Origin of the sequence: Actinacidiphila rubida (assembly GCF_900110255.1) — a bacterium.
GTDB classification, from domain to species: Bacteria; Actinomycetota; Actinomycetes; order Streptomycetales; family Streptomycetaceae; genus Actinacidiphila; species Actinacidiphila rubida.
The window spans coordinates 281,848-297,986 of the sequence record NZ_FODD01000004.1 but is presented as its reverse complement, the minus strand read 5'-3'; the positions used below and the strand labels follow the sequence as shown (position 1 = coordinate 297,986).

The window sequence follows — 16,139 nt, the reverse complement described above, 5'->3', positions numbered from 1 at the left end:
CGGGCGCGAAGCCCGTCTCCGGCCGGGTCCGACGGGTGTCCGCGCCGGCCGGCGGACAGCCTTCCGGCCTGGGAATGCGACAGCCTGCCGCGACGTTGTGACTGACGGCGAGCGGAGTGCCCTCACGGGCGGCCGCTCCCCGCGGATCACCGGGGAAACCAGGTGACCGCGGCACCCGGGCGTGCGACCATCGACAGTGACGGTGCGCGAGCGCCGCCCGACTCTGACCGAACGACCAAAGGATCCAATGACCTCCTTCCCTTCATCCTCTTCGGACGACCGCCAGCGCCTCCCCGAGAGCCTTCGGGCCGACGCCCTGATGGAAGAGGAGGGCGTGTGGAGTCATGAGATCGACGGCGATCGGGACGGCGACCAGCTGGACCGGCAGGACCGTGCATCGCTGCGCCGCGTCGCCGGCCTCTCCACCGAGCTGGAGGACGTCACCGAGGTCGAGTACCGGCAGCTGCGACTGGAGCGCGTGGTACTCGTCGGTGTCTGGACCTCCGGAACCGTCGACGACGCCGAGAACTCCCTGGCCGAGCTCGCGGCCCTCGCCGAGACGGCGGGCGCCCTCGTCCTGGACGGTGTGATCCAGCGCCGCGACAAGCCGGACTCGGCCACGTACATCGGCTCCGGCAAGGCGCAGGAGCTGCGGGACATCGTCCTGAACACCGGTGCCGACACCGTGGTCTGCGACGGCGAGCTGAGCCCCGGCCAGCTGATCCACCTCGAGGACGTCGTCAAGGTCAAGGTGGTCGACCGCACCGCCCTGATCCTCGACATCTTCGCCCAGCACGCCAAGTCCCGTGAGGGCAAGGCGCAGGTCTCGCTGGCCCAGATGCAGTACATGCTGCCGAGGCTGCGCGGCTGGGGCCAGTCGCTGTCCCGGCAGATGGGTGGCGGTGGCTCCGGCTCCTCGGGCGGCGGTATGGCCACCCGTGGTCCCGGTGAGACCAAGATCGAGACCGACCGGCGGCGCATCCGCGAGAAGATGGCCAAGATGCGCCGGGAGATCGCGGACATGAAGACCAGCCGCGACCTCAAGCGCCAGGAACGCCGGCGCAACAAGGTGCCGTCGGTGGCGATCGCCGGTTACACCAACGCGGGCAAGTCCTCGCTGCTCAACCGCCTGACCGGGGCGGGCGTGCTGGTGGAGAACGCCCTGTTCGCCACCCTCGACCCGACCGTGCGCCGGGCCGAGACGCCCGGGGGCCGGATCTACACGCTGGCCGACACCGTCGGGTTCGTCCGGCACCTGCCGCACCACCTGGTCGAGGCGTTCCGCTCCACCATGGAGGAGGTCGCCGACGCCGACCTCATCCTGCACGTGGTCGACGGTTCGCACCCGACCCCCGAGGAGCAGCTCGCGGCCGTCCGCGAGGTGTTCCGCGACGTCGGCGCGCTGGACGTGCCGGAGATCGTCGTGGTCAACAAGGCGGACGCGGCCGACCCGCTCGTGCTGCAGCGGCTGCTGCGCAACGAGAAGCACGCCATCGCCGTCTCGGCCCGCAGCGGCCAGGGCATCGAGGACCTGCTGGAGCTCATCGACGAGGAGCTCCCGCGGCCGGACGTCGAGGTGGAGGCACTCGTGCCGTACACCCACGGCGGGCTGGTGTCCCGGGTCCACGCCGGCGGCGAGGTGCTCTCCGAGGAGCACACCGGCGACGGCACGCTGCTGAAGGTGCGGGTGCACGAGGAACTGGCCGCCGAACTGGCGCCGTTCACCCTCGCGGCACGCCACTGACAACGGTGCACACGGCACAAAGGTAAGGACCCGCCTCCATGGAGACGGGTCCTTACCTTTGGCCGCACCTTGGCCGCACTTTTGGCCGCACCCTTGGCCGCGTCACCCGGTGGGCAGCCCCGTCCGCCGTCCGGTCAGCGGAACTTGCCGCTCACCTGGTCGTACACCTTCTTGGCCTCGGACCCCAGCCGCGGCCCGGCCAGCCAGGTGTTCGTCACCGGCCCGATCGACGTGTTGCTGACCAGGGCCGTCTTGCCGTCCGGCCGGGTGGCGAACCACCCGCCGCCGGACGCGCCGCCGGTCATCGTGCAGCCGACCCGGTACTCGGTGGGCTCCTGCGCGTCCAGCGACAGCCGTCCCGGCCGGCCCGCGCACGCGAACATCCGCTGCCCGTCGTAGGGCGGAGCCGCGGGGTAGCCCCAGGCGCCGATCACCGGGATCGAGGACACCGCCGGGGCGTCGAACCACACCGGCATCGCCGCGCCGACCGTCTCCTGCAGCGACTTGCCGCCCGCGCCCTTCTCCGGCACCACGTGCAGCACCGCGAAGTCGTACGGCGATCCGCCGCCGCCCTTCTCCGAGCCCTGCGCGATCCACTCGTCCGACGTGCTCGCCCAGTCCGCCCAGAACACCCCGTACGGCGCGAGCGTGCCGCGGGACGCGCCCTTGAGCGCGTCGGCGCTGCGGCCGCCGTCGTTGTAGGCCGGCACGAACGCGATGTTGCGGTACCAGCCGCCGTCCTTGCCGGCATGCACGCAGTGGCCCGCCGTCCACACCAGGTTCGACTTGCCCGGGTGGGCCGGGTCCTGGACCACCGTCGCCGAGCACACCATCGACCCCTGCGGCCCGTCGAAGAACAGCTTGCCGACGGCGGCGGCGTTGACGTGGTAGGGCGGGGTCACCGCGCGCGCGGCGACCGGCGCGGGAGCGGGGTCGGTCATGCCCTGGTCGGCGGGTACGTCGGCCGGGACCTGCTTGTCGTTCTGGTCGGCGCCGCGCATGCGGTCACCGCTCCACAGCCCGCTGATCACCGGGTTGACGAAGTCCTTGGCCTTGCGGAGCCACGTCGCGCGGTTCCAGTCGCGCCAGCCGCCGTCCTTGTACGCCTGCTCCCACTTCTTGAGGTCCTTCAGGCTCGTGGGGAAGGACGTGGGGAGCCCGGCCGCGTGCGTGGTCTGCCGCGCCGCGGCCGTCGCGCTCGGGGGCCTGGCGTCCGTGCCGCCGCCGGAGGTGCCGCACGCCGTGGCGGCGCCCGCCAGGAGCACCGCGGCCGCCGCGGAAGCCAGCGACCTGCGTATGGATGGCATGAACGTGTCCCCCTGGGGTGTCAGCGCGGGCGGTGCCCTGCGTCCTACGGAGTCAGGGACGGTCGCGCTCCGGTGGCGGTTCCGCACGGAAAGTTCTGACGACTGACCGTGATCGGTCCGTCACCCCGTCGTTAGTACGGACGGGGGACGAAGTGCGGGGGCGAGGTGTCATGACGCGGATCCGGAGGAGAGAGCACGTGGCGGTTTCGAGCGCGCCGGGACAACTGGCGGCAGCGGCCGACGACTTGAGTGCGGGGGAGGCGATCCTCCGTAGGCAGGCCCAGCGGGAGTCGGCGGCCCGCACCTATGCGCGGTCACTGCCCGTCGTGCCGGTCCGCGCCCGCGGGATGACGGTGGAGGGCGCCGACGGGCGCCGCTACCTGGACTGCCTGTCGGGCGCGGGCACCCTCGCTCTCGGCCACAACCACCCCGTCGTCCTCGAAGCCGTCAGACGCGTCCTGGACTCCGGGGCGCCGTTGCACGTGCTCGACATGGCCACGCCCGTCAAGGACGCGTTCACCACCGCCCTGTTCGAGACGCTGCCGCGCGAACTCGCGGAGCACGGCCGCATCCAGTTCTGCGGCCCGGCGGGCACCGACGCGGTGGAGGCGGCGATCAAGCTGGCCAGGACCGCCACCGGACGCGGCGGTCTGCTGGCCTTCTCCGGCGCCTATCACGGCATGACGGCGGCCGCCCTCGGCGCCACCGGTGACACCGACATGCGGGCCACCGTCGACGCCGACGTGCGCGTCACCCGGCTGCCCTACCCGTACGACTACCGCTGCCCGTTCGGCACCGGCGGCGAGCGCGGCGCGGAGCTCTCCGCCCGCTGGACCGCGCACCTGCTCGACGATCCCAAGGGCGGGGTGCAGCCGCCCGCCGCGATGCTGCTCGAGCCCGTGCAGGGGGAGGGCGGCGTGATCCCACCGCCGGACTCCTGGATGCGGCGCATGCGCGAGATCACCGCGTCCCGCGGCATCCCGCTGATCGCCGACGAGGTGCAGACCGGCGTGGGCCGCACGGGCACCTTCTGGGCCGTGGAGCGCAGCGGCATCGTGCCGGACGTCATGGTGATGTCGAAGGCCATCGGCGGCAGCCTCCCGCTGGCCGTGATCGTCTACCGCGACGACCTCGACGTGTGGCGTCCCGGGGCCCACGCCGGGACGTTCCGCGGCAACCAGCTGGCCATGGCCGCGGGCACCGCGACCCTGCGCCACGTCCGGGAGAACGCGCTCCAGGTGCGCGCCGCCACGATCGGGGCGCGCATGCTGAGCCGGCTGCGCGGCCTGGCCGCACACCACGCGTGCGTCGGCGACGTCCGCGGCCGCGGTCTGATGATCGGCGTCGAACTCGTCGACACCGCGGCCGAACCCGACGAGTTCGGGGCTGTCCCGGCCGCGCCGCTCCTCGCCGCCCGGGTGCAGCAGGAGGCGCTGCGGCGGGGCCTGATCATCGAACTCGGCGGGCGCCACGCCAGCGTGGTGCGGCTGCTCCCGCCGCTGACCATCACCGACGAGCAGGCCGAGGCCGTGCTCGACCGGCTGGGCGCGGCCATCGAGGCGGCCGCCGCCTCCGGGCCGCGCGAGGCCCCGGGAGGTGCGGGGTGAACCCGGAGGCCGACCAGAACAGCCGTTCCGCAGAACCGAGCAGGGGAGCGCCCCGCATGTCCACACCCGCAGCACCCTCCCGCCCGGACGCCACCGGACCGGCGGAGGGCGCCGACGGGCAGCCCGCCGTGCAGCCGTCCGGCTCGGCTCCCGCGCACCCCCCGGCCCCTCCTGCCCCGGCCGCGACCTCGCCCTCATCCGCGCCGGAGGTCGCGTCCCCGGCTGCGGAGTCGGCGCGGCACGCGAACGCGGCGGACCCCGCCGGCCCGTCCGGCGCGGAGCCCGCGGAGTGCACGGCATACTCGGAGCCCGCCGCGTACGCCGAGTCCACCGCGTACGCCGAGCCCAGTGTGCCGCCGCAGCGGTCCGGCGCCGCGGCGGCCGGGCAGGGGACGGCTCCGGGCCCAGCCGGTGGACAGGTCCCGGACCCCGGGCCGTACGCGCTCGCGGACGCCGCGGGGACGGAGAACCTGCTCCGCTGCTGGGTGCGGGAGACCGGCGTGGGCCGCCCCGAGAACGGGGTGCTGCGTCTCGAACTTCCCGCATCAGGGGCCGAGTTGCGGACGGTCGTCCTGCACTGGTCGGCCACCGGGCAGCATCGCTTCGGTCCCGCGCACTTCGGCGCCTCGGGCGCCACCGGACCCGCCGGGCGTCCGCTGACCTCCGTCGAACTCGCCGCGCTGCTGGCCCGGGAGGGCCGCGACGACGGCGCCGCGCCCGCGGAGGGCGCCGACATGGTCGCGCGCGTGGCGGACTCGGTGCGGCGGACCGCCGTCTTCCTCGCCGACCGTCGCGACCGCCCCGGGCCCGACGACCCCGAGCTGCCGTTCCTCGACTCCGAGCAGGCCCTGCTGCTCGGACACGCGCTGCACCCCACCCCCAAGGGCCGGGAGGGACTCTCGGAGAGCGAGAGCGCCGCCTACTCGCCCGAACTGCGCGGCTCCTTCGCCCTGCACTGGCTGGCCGTCGACCACCGGGTGCTCGCCACCGACTCCGCCTGGACCGACCGCGGCCGCGCCGTGCCGGCCGCCGACCTGCTCGCGGCGTTCGCCGGACCCGGCCTGCGGCTGCCGGACGGCACCGCGCCGCTGCCGCTTCATCCGTGGCAGGCCAGGGACATCCGCCACCGCGCGGGCGTGCGGGCGCTGTTCGACGCCGGGCTGCTGCACGACCTGGGACCCGCGGGCGAGCCGTGGTTCCCGACGTCGTCGGTGCGCACCGTCCACCGCCCCGGCACGGCGGCGATGCTCAAGCTGTCGCTCGGCCTGCGGATCACCAACTCCCGCCGGGAGAACCTCCGCAAGGAGCTGGTGCGCGGCACCGAGGTGCACCGCCTGCTGCGCACCGGCCTCGCCGCCGAGTGGCGCGCCGCCCACCCCGGCTTCGACATCGTGCGCGACCCGGCCTGGCTCGGCGTCGACGACCTGGACGGCACGCCCGTGCAGGGGCTCGACGCGGTACTCCGGCACAGCCCGTTCGGCCCCGGCGACCAGGCGCACTGCGTGGCCGGGCTGACCTCGCCGCGCCCGTGGCCCGGAGTGCCCGCGCCCGAGCTGCGCTCGCGGCTCGGCGTCACCGTCGGGCGCCTCGCGCGGCGCACCGGGCGACCGTCCGCCGCCGTGGCCGCCGAGTGGTTCCTGCGCTACCTCGACGCGGTGGTCCGGCCGGTGCTGTGGCTCGACGGGCAGGCCGGCATCGCGCTGGAGGCCCACCAGCAGAACACCCTCGTGCTGCTCGACGCCGAGGGCTGGCCGTGCGGCGGCCGCTACCGCGACAACCAGGGCTACTACTACCGGGAGTCGCGGCGCGAAGAGTTGAACCGGCGGCTGCCCGGGATCGGCGCCGCCAGCGACACGTTCGTCCCCGACGCCGTCGCCGACGAGCGCTTCGCCTACTACGTCGGCATCAACAACGTCTTCGGGCTGATCGGCGCGTTCGGCGCCCAGGGGCTCGCCGACGAGGAACTGCTGCTCGCCGCGTTCCGCCGCTTCCTCGGCCAGGCCACCGGGCACGGCAGCGGACTGCCGGAACGCCTGCTCACCAGCACGCACCTGCGCTGCAAGGCCAACCTGCTGACCCGGCTGCACGGCATGGACGAGCTGGTCGGGCCGGTCGACACGCAGTCGGTGTACGTCACCGTGCCCAACCCGCTGGCCCGCTGACCACGAACGGACCTGGAGAGGAAGGAGACCCGTTGCCGTCCGCAGACCCCGGCACCGAGGACACGCTCGACCTGAAACTGCCGGCCGAGGTCCTCGCCCTCTTCGCGACCGCGCCGGCCGGCTCCGCCGACGACGCCCGCGGCGGCCTGCGGGCCGTCGATCCGGCCGACCACTCGGCGCTGCTCGACCACATCGGCGACTGGCGGCCCGCCGACACCCCCGCCGGGTGCTTCCAGCTCCTCCCCGTCGACCGGGACAGGGACCTGGACCTGATCACCCGCTGGATGAACGACCCGGCCGTGGCGGAGTTCTGGGAACTGGCCGGTGAGGCGTACCTCACCGCCAAGCACCTGGACGCCCAACTCGAGGGCGACGGGCGGAGCGTGCCCTGCCTCGGGGTGCTCGACGGCGTCCCCATGAGCTACTGGGAGATCTACCGCGCCGACCTCGACCCGCTGGCGCGGTACTACCCCGCCCGGCCGCACGACACCGGCGTGCACCTGCTCATCGGCCCGGTCGCCGACCGCGCCCGCGGCCTGGGCGGCACGCTGCTGCGCGCCGTGTCCGACCTGGTCCTGGACAACCGGCCCTGCTGCACCCGGGTCGTCGCCGAGCCCGACCTGCGCAACACCCCCTCGGTGGCGGCGTTCCTCGCCGCCGGTTTCCGTCTCAGCCTGGAACTCGAACTCCCGGACAAGCGCGCCGCGTTGATGATCCGCGACCGCGCCCTGCGCCGGCGCCTGTGAGCCGGGCCGCCGGCCTCCGACGCGCGCCCACCCGGTTCCCCACCTGACCGCCCGTCCCGTCCCCTCGCAGGAGCCCCCGTGATCGCCCCGCCCCCGTACGACTCCGCCGCCTGGCAGCACGCGTCGCGCCGCATGCTCGCCAAGATGCTCGCCGAGTTCGCGTACGAGGAGGTGATCGCCCCCGAGCCGGAACCGCAGGACACGCTCTCCGACGGCACGGCCGCCGACGGCACGCGCCCCTACCGCGTCGACCTCGGCGACGGCACCGTCTACCGCTTCCGCGCCCGCCGCGGTGCGTACGGCAGCTGGCAGGTCGACCCGGCGGGCATCACCCCCACCGGTGACCCACTCGACTTCCTCACCCGTGGCCACGCCTCGGTGCTCGGCCTGAGCGGGGACACCACGGGGCACCTGATCAGGGAACTGCTCGCGACGCTCCGCGCCGACGTGCGCCTGGACGCCGGCGCGCTGCCGGCCGCCGCCCTGGCGGACCTGGACTACGCCGAGCTGGAGGGGCACCAGACCGGTCACCCCTGGCTGGTGGCCAACAAGGGACGTATCGGGTTCTCGGACGCCGACGCGGCCCGCTGGGCGCCCGAGGCCCGCAGACAGCACCGGCTGCCCTGGATCGCCGTCCACCGCGACCTCGCCGCGTACCGTGGCATCTCCACACTGGCCTCCCCCGTGGTCCTGTACGAGCAGGAGCTCGCCCCGGACACCCTCGACGCGTTCCGCCACGCCGTCGCCGACCGGGACCGCGACCCCGACGACTACCTCTTCCTGCCCGTCCACCCCTGGCAGTGGGAGCAGATCGTCGCCCCGCTGTTCGCGCCCGCGCTCGCCGACGCCACCATCATCCACCTGACCACCGACAGCGACCTGCGGACGGCCCAGCAGTCGATCCGCACCTTTCTCAACAGCAGCCGCCCGCAGCGTCGGACGGTCAAGCTGCCGCTGTCCGTGCTGAACACCCTCGTGTACCGCGGTCTGCCCACCGAGCGCACCCTCGCGGCGCCCGCCGTCACCTCGTGGGTGCACGGCCTGCGCGACCACGACCGCTTCCTGCGGGACGAGGCCCGGGTCATCCTGCTGGGCGAGGTCGCGTCCGTCACCGTCGCCCACCCGCAGTTCGACGCCCTGCCGACCGTGCCGTACCAGTACCGCGAACTGCTCGGCTGCATCTGGCGCGAGCCGCTCGGCCCGTGCCTCGACCCGGGCGAGCGGGCCCGCACCCTGGCGTCGCTGCTGCACACCGACCCGTCCGGGCGGGCGTTCACCGCCGAACTCGTCGAGCGGTCCGGACTGCCCCCGCGGATCTGGCTGCGCCACCTGTTCGCGGCCCTGCTGCCGCCGCTGCTGCATTTCCTCTACCGCTACGGAACCGTTTTCTCACCGCACGGCGAGAACGCCATCGTGGTGTTCGACGAGAACGACATCCCGGTGCGGCTCGCGGTGAAGGACTTCGTCGACGACATCAACGTCAGCGCGGAACCGCTGCCCGAACTGCGTTCCATGCCGGCCGAAGTTCGCGAGGTGCTGCTCACCGAGCCGCCGGAATTCCTCACGCAGTTCATCCACTCGGGCCTGTTCGTCGGAGTGCTGCGCTATCTCGGCCCGATCTGCGAGCGGCAACTCGGAGTTCCCGAGGGCGACTTCTGGACGCTGGTGCGGGAGGAGATCCTGCGCCACCAGGAACGCTTCCCCGAACTCAAGGAACGCTTCGCCCTGTTCGACCTGCTCACCCCCCGGATCGAGCGGCTGTGCCTGAACCGCAACCGCCTCCACCTCGACGGGTACCGCGACCGTGCCGAGCGTCCGCACGCCGCCGTGCACGGCACCGTCCCCAACCCGCTGCACCAGCCCTGATCCAGAGCCGTCCCCGATACGATCTCCCCAGTGCCGGGCGACGGAGAGGTGCGGGGCGGGATGCGCGAGGACGAGGGCGCAGGACCCTGCCCCGAGTGCGGCACGACGGGTGCGCACGCGGGTCAACTGGTGTGCCAGGGCTGCCTGGTGCCGTTCGCGCTCATGCGGCCGGTGCGCCACGCGACCGGGGGTGCCGAGTACGCGGGGGAGGCCCGGGGCGGCACGGACGCCGGGTACGCCGGTCACGCCGACGACGCAGTCGACGCCCAGGGCCGTGAGCACGCGGACGACATGGGCGACGACATGGACGCCACCGACGCGCTGCCGCAGGTCGGCGGGCCCGCCGGCCGGGAGGCCGAGCACGCCCGGGTCATCCGGCTCATCCCCGGGGCCCTGCAACGCGCCGCGCAGACCCGCAGGGACGCGCCGAGCCAGGCGCTGCGCCTGTGCTTCCCGGGGGACGAGACCGTCACCGTGGAGCCGGGCGGGCGCGTGCGGCTCGGCCGCGACCCCCGGCTGTGCCCGGCCGTGAAGTTCCTGGCGGCGCACGACAACCTGTCGCGGCTGCACGCCACCTTCGGGGTCGAGGCCGACGGTTCGGCGTGGATCACCGACGAGGACTCCACCAACGGCACCTTCGTGCACGGCTACCGGCTCAAGGCGCTGGAGCCCGCCGCCGTGCGGCCCGGCGACACCGTCCGGCTGGCGGCCGACCTCACCGTCCGGATCGCGCTCTAAGGTCCGTCGTGGGGGTCTCCCCGGCGCCGCCCCTCACAGACTCGACTCCGGCCTGGCCGCGGAGTAGTCGGCCAGGCAGCGCGCCAGCGGATGGCCGGCACCCAGCGCCGAGGCCGCCTCGTCGCTCAGGTTCTCCAGCCGGCGGACCACCGCCGCCAGGCCGTGCAGCCCCTCCAGCGCCCGGGCCCGGCCGAACTGCGCGGCGAAGGAGGCGGGTTCGCGGTCCGCTCCCAGGCGCGCGATCTGCTGCATGGCCTGCCAGTAGCGGCGGTCGGCGTCCGCGAACCTGCCGCTCCGCAGCAGCCCTTCGCCCTCCTCCAGGAGTGTCCACACCAGATGACGGGCGCCCTGGTCCAGCGCCGTGGGGCTGCGCGGCGGCGGGGGGACCGGGCGCGCCAGGGCCCGCAGCCGCGCCGCCGCCTCACCCGCCCCGGCCGGCCGGTCCGCCGGGTGCTTGGCCAGCATCTCGTGCACCAGGAGGGCCAGCTCCCGCGGCACGTCAGGACGCCGCCGCTCCAGCGGCTCCGGCGTCTCGTGGACGTGCAGGTACGCGAATCCGACGTAGTTGCTGGAGGAGAACGGCGGCCCCTCGGCCAGCAGCGCGTACAGGACGCAGCCCACGGAGTACAGGTCGGACCGGCCCGTCACGTCCCGGCCCTGCGCCTGCTCGGGCGAGAAGTAGGCGGGGGAGCCCATGACGGCGTGCGGGTCGGTGTACCTGGTCAGCTTCGAGTCCCGCTGCGTGACCAGGCCGAAGTCCAGGATCTTCACCACCCCGTCGGGCAGCAGCATCAGGTTCTCCGGCTTGATGTCCCGGTGCACCAGGCCCCGTTCGTGGGCGTGCTGCAGGCCCGCGCAGATCTGCGCGCCGTAGGCCACGACATCGGCGACCGGCAGGCCGCCCCGCTCCAGCAGCACCCGGCCGAAGTCCCTGCCCCGCAGCAGCTCCATCACGAGGAACGGCCGCCCCTGATGGTCGCCGGCGTCGTGGACGGTGGCGACGTTCGGATGGCTGAGGGCCGCGGCCGCCATGGCCTCGCGCCGGAACCTGCCCTGCCGCTCGCTGCGCTCGTCGTCGGCCCACTCGTCGCGCAGGGTCAGCACCTTGACCGCGACCCGGCGGCCCAGGCTCTGGTCCAGGGCCGTGAAGACCCGCCCGAACCCGCCGCCGCCGAGCGGCTCCTCCAGCCGGTAGCGGCCGCTGAGGACCGTACCGACGTCGATCACGTCCGCCACGCCGTGCCCGTCTCCCGCCTGATCCCGGACCCGCCCGATCCGGCGTCCAGGGCCGCGCCGAGCCGGTTCCCCGTCCCGCGGCCCCTCACTCCCGGCCATCGCCCCGCCGCCCCTCGTCGAGTGCCGGCAAGGGCACGCCCATCATCGTGGGACCGGCCGCCGACTCCTGCCGCAGCGGATCGACCGTACCGTCCGTCCCGTCCTCCTCGAACACGAACTGCCGCCCGCTGGGCAGCAGTTCGAGACGGTCGTGCAGCACCACCGAGTCGCCGCGGCGCAGGGTCCAGCGGCTGCCGTGGTGCAGCGGCACCAGCTCGTCGCCGGCCGGGCGGCTGCGGCGGATCCGGGTGCCGTTGGCACTGCGCTCGTCGAGGACCGTCAGCACCCGGCCGTCGAACGCCAGCACCACATGGGTGCGGCTCACCGACTCCACGGCGTGGTCGTCGACCCAGGTCCCGAGCACGGCCCCGCCACCGGCCGGCGCCCGCCCCACGGCCAGCGGTTCGCCGGCCGTCACCATGAAGCGGCCCCTGACCGTGCCGTCCATCAGCACCTTCACCTGCACCTGGCGCGGCCGTGGCCCGGCGTCGGCCAGCGGCCCGCCGTGGGTGGGGCACAGCACCCGATCCCTGCGGCGGCGCGGCAGGGCGGTGCTCGGCCGGTCCCCGGCGCCGAAGAGGGGGCAGCCGGGCTCGGGGCAGCGCCAGTGCCGGCCGAGCACCGTCAGGTGCCCGTTCGGCGCCCAGCGCCGCAGCACGCCCGCCTCGAGCAGCAGCCCCTCCTCCTCCTTGCGGGAGACCTGCCATTCGGGCGGCACCGGCATGATCCGCGGGCGCACCACGATCACGCCGTCGTCGCCGAGCACCGGCCGCAGGAAGCGGTCGCGGTCGCCGGGGATCCACGGGTGGGCGCGGTGGAAGTCCAGGAAGTTGTCGCCGCTCACCACCCGCACGCCGAGGGCGTCCGCCAGCTCCAGGATGCGGTCGTCGGCCCGCGGGAGGACCTCCATCAGCCCGTGCCGGTACCACCGGTCCAGGCGCTCGCGTTCCCGCGCGGTCAGCCGGGCGTCGGTGAGCAGGGAGCGGTCGGTGATCGCGTAGACCTGCACGGCCGGGTCGCGGGAGAAGTCCGCCAGCGCGTCGAGCACTCCCTCGAACCGGGCCAGGTCGGCCGGCCTGTCGCCGCCGAGCGCGGGCTCCCGTACGACGTTGGCCACGTCGACGACGTGGTCCGCGGCGGAGGCGTCAAGCGTCAAGCGGCTCTCGCACTGCATATGACCAGAAGCTAGCACCGGCCGCCGCGACCGGTCCCGGGAATGATCCCCGCCGCCACCGGTATCGGCCACATCCGACGGCGCGGGACGTCACTGTCAGTGGTGCGCCGTAGGCTGGCCCCCCTATGGACGACTCATCCCGCCCCCTGCCTCCCCCGGAGGGACCCCCGGCCCTCACCGACCTGCTGCACGCCGCGGTCACCGCCGTCGGCGGCGTCGAGCGGCAGGGCCAGGTGGCCATGGCCCAGGCCGTCGAGACCGCCGTCGACGAGCAGGAGCACCTGCTGGTCCAGGCCGGTACCGGCACCGGCAAGTCCCTCGGGTACCTGGTGCCCGCACTCGCCCACGGTGAGCGGGTGGTCGTGGCGACCGCGACGCTGGCCCTGCAGCGCCAGCTCGTGGAGCGCGACCTGCCGCGCACGGTCGAGGCGCTCAGACCGCTGCTGCGCCGGGAGCCGCAGTACGCCATGCTCAAGGGCCGTTCCAACTACCTGTGCCTGCACCGCCTCCACGAGGGCGTCCCGCAGGACGAGGAGGACGGCCTGTTCGACCCCTTCGAGGCGGCCGCCCCCACCAGCAAGCTGGGGCAGGACCTGCTGCGCCTGCGCGACTGGTCGGACGAGACGGAGACCGGCGACCGGGACGGCCTGACCCCCGGCGTGTCCGACCGCGCCTGGAGCCAGGTCTCCGTGACCTCGCGGGAGTGCCTGGGCGCCACCAAGTGCGCCTACGGGGCCGAGTGCTTCGCGGAGGCGGCCAGGGAGCGGGCCAAGCTCGCGGACGTGGTGGTCACCAACCACGCGCTGCTGGCCATCGACGCCATCCAGGGCGCCCCGGTGCTGCCCAGCCACGAGGTGCTGATCGTCGACGAGGCGCACGAACTGGTGTCGCGCGTCACCGGTGTGGCCACCGGGGAGCTGTCGCCGATCGGCGTCAACCGCGCGGTCAAGCGCGCCGCCAAGCTCGTCAACGAGAAGGCGGCGGACGCGCTGCTGAGCGCCGCCGAGGGTTTCGAGCGCCTGATGGAACTGGCTCTGCCGGGCCGTCTCGAGGAGATCCCGGAGGACCTCGCGTACGTCCTCGCGGCGCTCCGCGACGCCTGCCGCCAGGTGATCACCGCGCTCGGCGAGACGCGCGACAAGTCGGTCCAGGACGAGGACGTGATCCGCAAGCAGGCCCTCGCCTCGGTGGAGCACGTGCACGAGGTGAGCGAACGCCTGGTCCAGGGCTCGGAGTACGACGTGGTGTGGTGCGAGCGGCACGACCGCTTCGGCGCCTCCCTGCGCGTCGCGCCGCTCAGCGTGTCCGGCCTGCTGCGCGAGAAGCTGTTCGCCGAGCGGTCGGTCGTGCTGACCTCGGCGACGCTGAAGCTCGGCGGCGACTTCAACGGGGTCGCGGCGTCGCTCGGCCTGGCGCCCGAGGGCACCGAGGGCGAGGACGTGCCGCCGTGGAAGGGCATCGACGTCGGCTCGCCGTTCGACTACGGCCGGCAGGGCATCCTCTATGTCGCCCGGCACCTGTCCCAGCCCGGCCGCGACAGCGGCCGCGAGGACATGCTGGACGAGCTCGCGGAGCTGATCGAGGCGGCGGGCGGCCGCACCCTGGGGCTGTTCTCGTCGATGCGTGGCGCCCAGGCGGCGGCGGAGGCGATGCGCGGCCGGTTGGACAACCCCGTGCTGCTGCAGGGCGAGGAGACGCTCGGCGAGCTGATCCGCACCTTCTCCCAGGACGCGGAGACCTGCCTGTTCGGGACGCTGTCGCTGTGGCAGGGGGTGGACGTGCCCGGAGTCAACTGCCAGCTGGTGGTGATGGACCGCATCCCGTTCCCGCGGCCCGACGACCCGCTGATGAGCGCCCGGCAGAAGTCCGTGGAGGAGCACGGTGGCAACGGCTTCATGGCCGTCGCCGCCACCCACGCGGCGCTGCTCATGGCGCAGGGAGCCGGCCGGCTGATCCGTGCGAGCGGCGACCGCGGCGTGGTGGCGGTCCTGGACCCGCGGCTGGCCACGGCGCGCTACGGGAGCTTCCTGCGGGCCTCGATGCCGGAGTTCTGGTACACCACCGACCGCAACCAGGTACGGAAGTCGCTGGCGGCGATCGACGCGAAGGCGAAGGTCGAGGCGGCGGTCTGAGCGGGTGCCCGCGGCGCCGTCCGCGGGCAGAACAGGGCCCCGGAACCGGCGCAGTGGTTCCGGGGCCCGGATGAGTGGCCGGGTCGGCCGGCAGCGGTCAGACCCGGCGGAGCACCGCGACCACCTTGCCGAGGATCGTCGCCTCGTCACCGGGGATCGGCTGGTACGCGGAGTTGTGCGGCATCAGCCAGACGTGGCCGTTGTCCCGCTTGAAGCGCTTCACGGTCGCCTCGCCGTCCAGCATCGCGGCCACGATGTCGCCGTTCTCCGCGACGGGCTGGCGGCGCACGGTCACCCAGTCCCCGTCGCAGATGGCGGCCTCGATCATCGAGTCACCGACGACCTTGAGGACGAACAGCTCGCCGTCGCCCACCAGTTGGCGGGGCAGCGGGAAGACGTCCTCGACGGACTCCTCGGCCAGGATCGGACCGCCCGCCGCGATACGGCCGACGAGCGGGACGTACGAGGCGGAGGGCTTGCCCGTGGTGTCGGTGGGCTGCGGGGAGCCGGCGTCCGAGGCGCGGACCTCGTACGCGCGCGGCCGGTGCGGGTCGCGGCGCAGGAAGCCCTTGCGCTCCAGCGCCATCAGCTGGTGCGCCACCGAGGAGGTGCTGGACAGGCCGACGGCCTGGCCGATCTCCCGCATGGACGGCGGGTAGCCGCGCCGCTGCACGGAGTCCCTGATCACGTCGATCACGCGCCGCTGCCGTTCGGTCAGACCGGAGCTGTCCGCGCGAATACCGGGGGGCCGTCCGGGAAGGGCGCGTGCGGGCTTGGGTGCGTTCTCTTCGTTCATCACGTCCAACGGGCCGATTCGATCCGGGGAGCGGTCATGGGCGGTCAGTGTGGCGGTCCCGCTCTCTGCGGCGGTGGTCACGGCGGCCCCTTTCGAGATGTTCTCCACCGCATGGACTGCGGTCGGCCCGCTCGCGGCACGGGCAGTTAGTACAACGGTAGTGGGTTTCGAAAGGTTGCGCCAAACACACGTTCGAGTGAATTTGCATAAATCCGCTGACGTGATCAAGGTACCGGGTGTATTGATCGAATGGAAGTTCGATTCGGGAATGACCTTCGGCGGGTCGCGGTTACCCCTCCGCCGGGTCGCCACGACCTTCGGGACACCTCATCGGAGCGTCTCGGAACGGGTCCGCGGATCGCCTTTCCGGTCGCCGCGGATCACCTCCGCGTCGCCCCCCGTCGTCAGTGTGCCACCCCCTCCCGGCGCCGCACCGGAGAACGCCGTCGTCTACGCTGCGACACGCTCCGCACCCCTGCGTGGTCGCGGGCGGGCGCGCGACACGCGGGCGACACGCGAATCCACGACTTTG

At 73.7% G+C, this 16,139-nt stretch carries 11 protein-coding genes; 7 read left to right on the top strand and 4 right to left on the bottom strand.

What is annotated here, in order from left to right:
- Positions 1 to 247 precede the first annotated feature (247 nt).
- Positions 248 to 1,744: a GTPase HflX gene (gene hflX / locus BMW99_RS05815; protein ID WP_069464783.1), complete on the top strand. Its 1,497-nt coding sequence runs from the start codon at positions 248 to 250 to the stop codon at positions 1,742 to 1,744.
- A gap of 134 nt (positions 1,745 to 1,878) precedes the next feature.
- On the opposite strand, the gene BMW99_RS05810 is transcribed toward hflX, so the two are convergent.
- Complete coding sequence (locus BMW99_RS05810; RefSeq protein ID WP_069464782.1) at positions 1,879 to 3,051, bottom strand: trypsin-like serine peptidase; 1,173 nt, start codon at positions 3,049 to 3,051, stop codon at positions 1,879 to 1,881.
- Between the two features lie 170 nt (positions 3,052 to 3,221).
- Here BMW99_RS05810 and BMW99_RS05805 point away from each other — a divergent pair, with 170 nt between their 5' ends.
- The 5 genes from BMW99_RS05805 to BMW99_RS39115 all read left to right on the top strand — a co-directional run bounded on the left by BMW99_RS05805 (position 3,222) and on the right by BMW99_RS39115 (position 10,170).
- Complete coding sequence (locus tag BMW99_RS05805) at positions 3,222 to 4,658, top strand: diaminobutyrate--2-oxoglutarate transaminase family protein (protein ID WP_079175945.1); 1,437 nt, start codon at positions 3,222 to 3,224, stop codon at positions 4,656 to 4,658.
- Between the two features lie 56 nt (positions 4,659 to 4,714).
- Positions 4,715 to 6,820 (top strand): IucA/IucC family protein, encoded by a 2,106-nt coding sequence (locus tag BMW99_RS05800; RefSeq protein WP_079175944.1) that lies wholly within the window; start codon positions 4,715 to 4,717, stop codon positions 6,818 to 6,820.
- Positions 6,821 to 6,852: 32 nt separating this feature from the next.
- Entirely contained in the window at positions 6,853 to 7,566 is a 714-nt protein-coding gene (locus tag BMW99_RS05795) for a GNAT family N-acetyltransferase (protein WP_322899590.1), read from the top strand.
- Positions 7,567 to 7,698: 132 nt separating this feature from the next.
- The gene (locus BMW99_RS05790) at positions 7,699 to 9,432 is read left to right on the top strand and encodes an IucA/IucC family protein (RefSeq protein WP_069462961.1); all 1,734 of its coding nucleotides are present in this window, start codon (positions 7,699 to 7,701) and stop codon (positions 9,430 to 9,432) included.
- A gap of 30 nt (positions 9,433 to 9,462) precedes the next feature.
- Complete coding sequence (locus tag BMW99_RS39115) at positions 9,463 to 10,170, top strand: FHA domain-containing protein (protein WP_141726075.1); 708 nt, start codon at positions 9,463 to 9,465, stop codon at positions 10,168 to 10,170.
- 33 nt (positions 10,171 to 10,203) lie between these two features.
- Here BMW99_RS39115 and BMW99_RS05775 read toward each other — a convergent pair whose 3' ends face one another.
- Positions 10,204 to 11,406 (bottom strand): serine/threonine-protein kinase, encoded by a 1,203-nt coding sequence (locus tag BMW99_RS05775; RefSeq protein WP_069462959.1) that lies wholly within the window; start codon positions 11,404 to 11,406, stop codon positions 10,204 to 10,206.
- A gap of 85 nt (positions 11,407 to 11,491) precedes the next feature.
- Positions 11,492 to 12,661 carry an FHA domain-containing protein gene (locus BMW99_RS05770; RefSeq protein WP_143080515.1) on the bottom strand — a complete coding sequence of 390 codons (1,170 nt, stop codon included), beginning with the start codon at positions 12,659 to 12,661 and terminating at the stop codon, positions 11,492 to 11,494.
- 143 nt (positions 12,662 to 12,804) lie between these two features.
- Between BMW99_RS05770 and BMW99_RS05765 the strand changes: the two genes are divergently transcribed.
- Entirely contained in the window at positions 12,805 to 14,811 is a 2,007-nt protein-coding gene (locus BMW99_RS05765; RefSeq protein ID WP_075016339.1) for an ATP-dependent DNA helicase, read from the top strand.
- Between the two features lie 97 nt (positions 14,812 to 14,908).
- Here BMW99_RS05765 and lexA read toward each other — a convergent pair whose 3' ends face one another.
- Positions 14,909 to 15,688: a transcriptional repressor LexA gene (gene lexA, locus BMW99_RS05760; protein WP_069461692.1), complete on the bottom strand. Its 780-nt coding sequence runs from the start codon at positions 15,686 to 15,688 to the stop codon at positions 14,909 to 14,911.
- Between the last annotated feature and the right edge of the window lie 451 nt (positions 15,689 to 16,139).

Bases quoted from the DNA above. Each gene is read 5' to 3' on its own strand.
- hflX (WP_069464783.1), top strand. From the start codon at position 248: ATGACCTCCTTCCCTTCATCCTCTTCGGACGACCGCCAGCGCCTCCCC.
- BMW99_RS05810 (WP_069464782.1), bottom strand. From the start codon at position 3,051: ATGCCATCCATACGCAGGTCGCTGGCTTCCGCGGCGGCCGCGGTGCTC.
- BMW99_RS05805 (WP_079175945.1), top strand. From the start codon at position 3,222: ATGACGCGGATCCGGAGGAGAGAGCACGTGGCGGTTTCGAGCGCGCCG.
- BMW99_RS05800 (WP_079175944.1), top strand. From the start codon at position 4,715: ATGTCCACACCCGCAGCACCCTCCCGCCCGGACGCCACCGGACCGGCG.
- BMW99_RS05790 (WP_069462961.1), top strand. From the start codon at position 7,699: ATGCTCGCCAAGATGCTCGCCGAGTTCGCGTACGAGGAGGTGATCGCC.
- BMW99_RS05765 (WP_075016339.1), top strand. From the start codon at position 12,805: ATGGACGACTCATCCCGCCCCCTGCCTCCCCCGGAGGGACCCCCGGCC.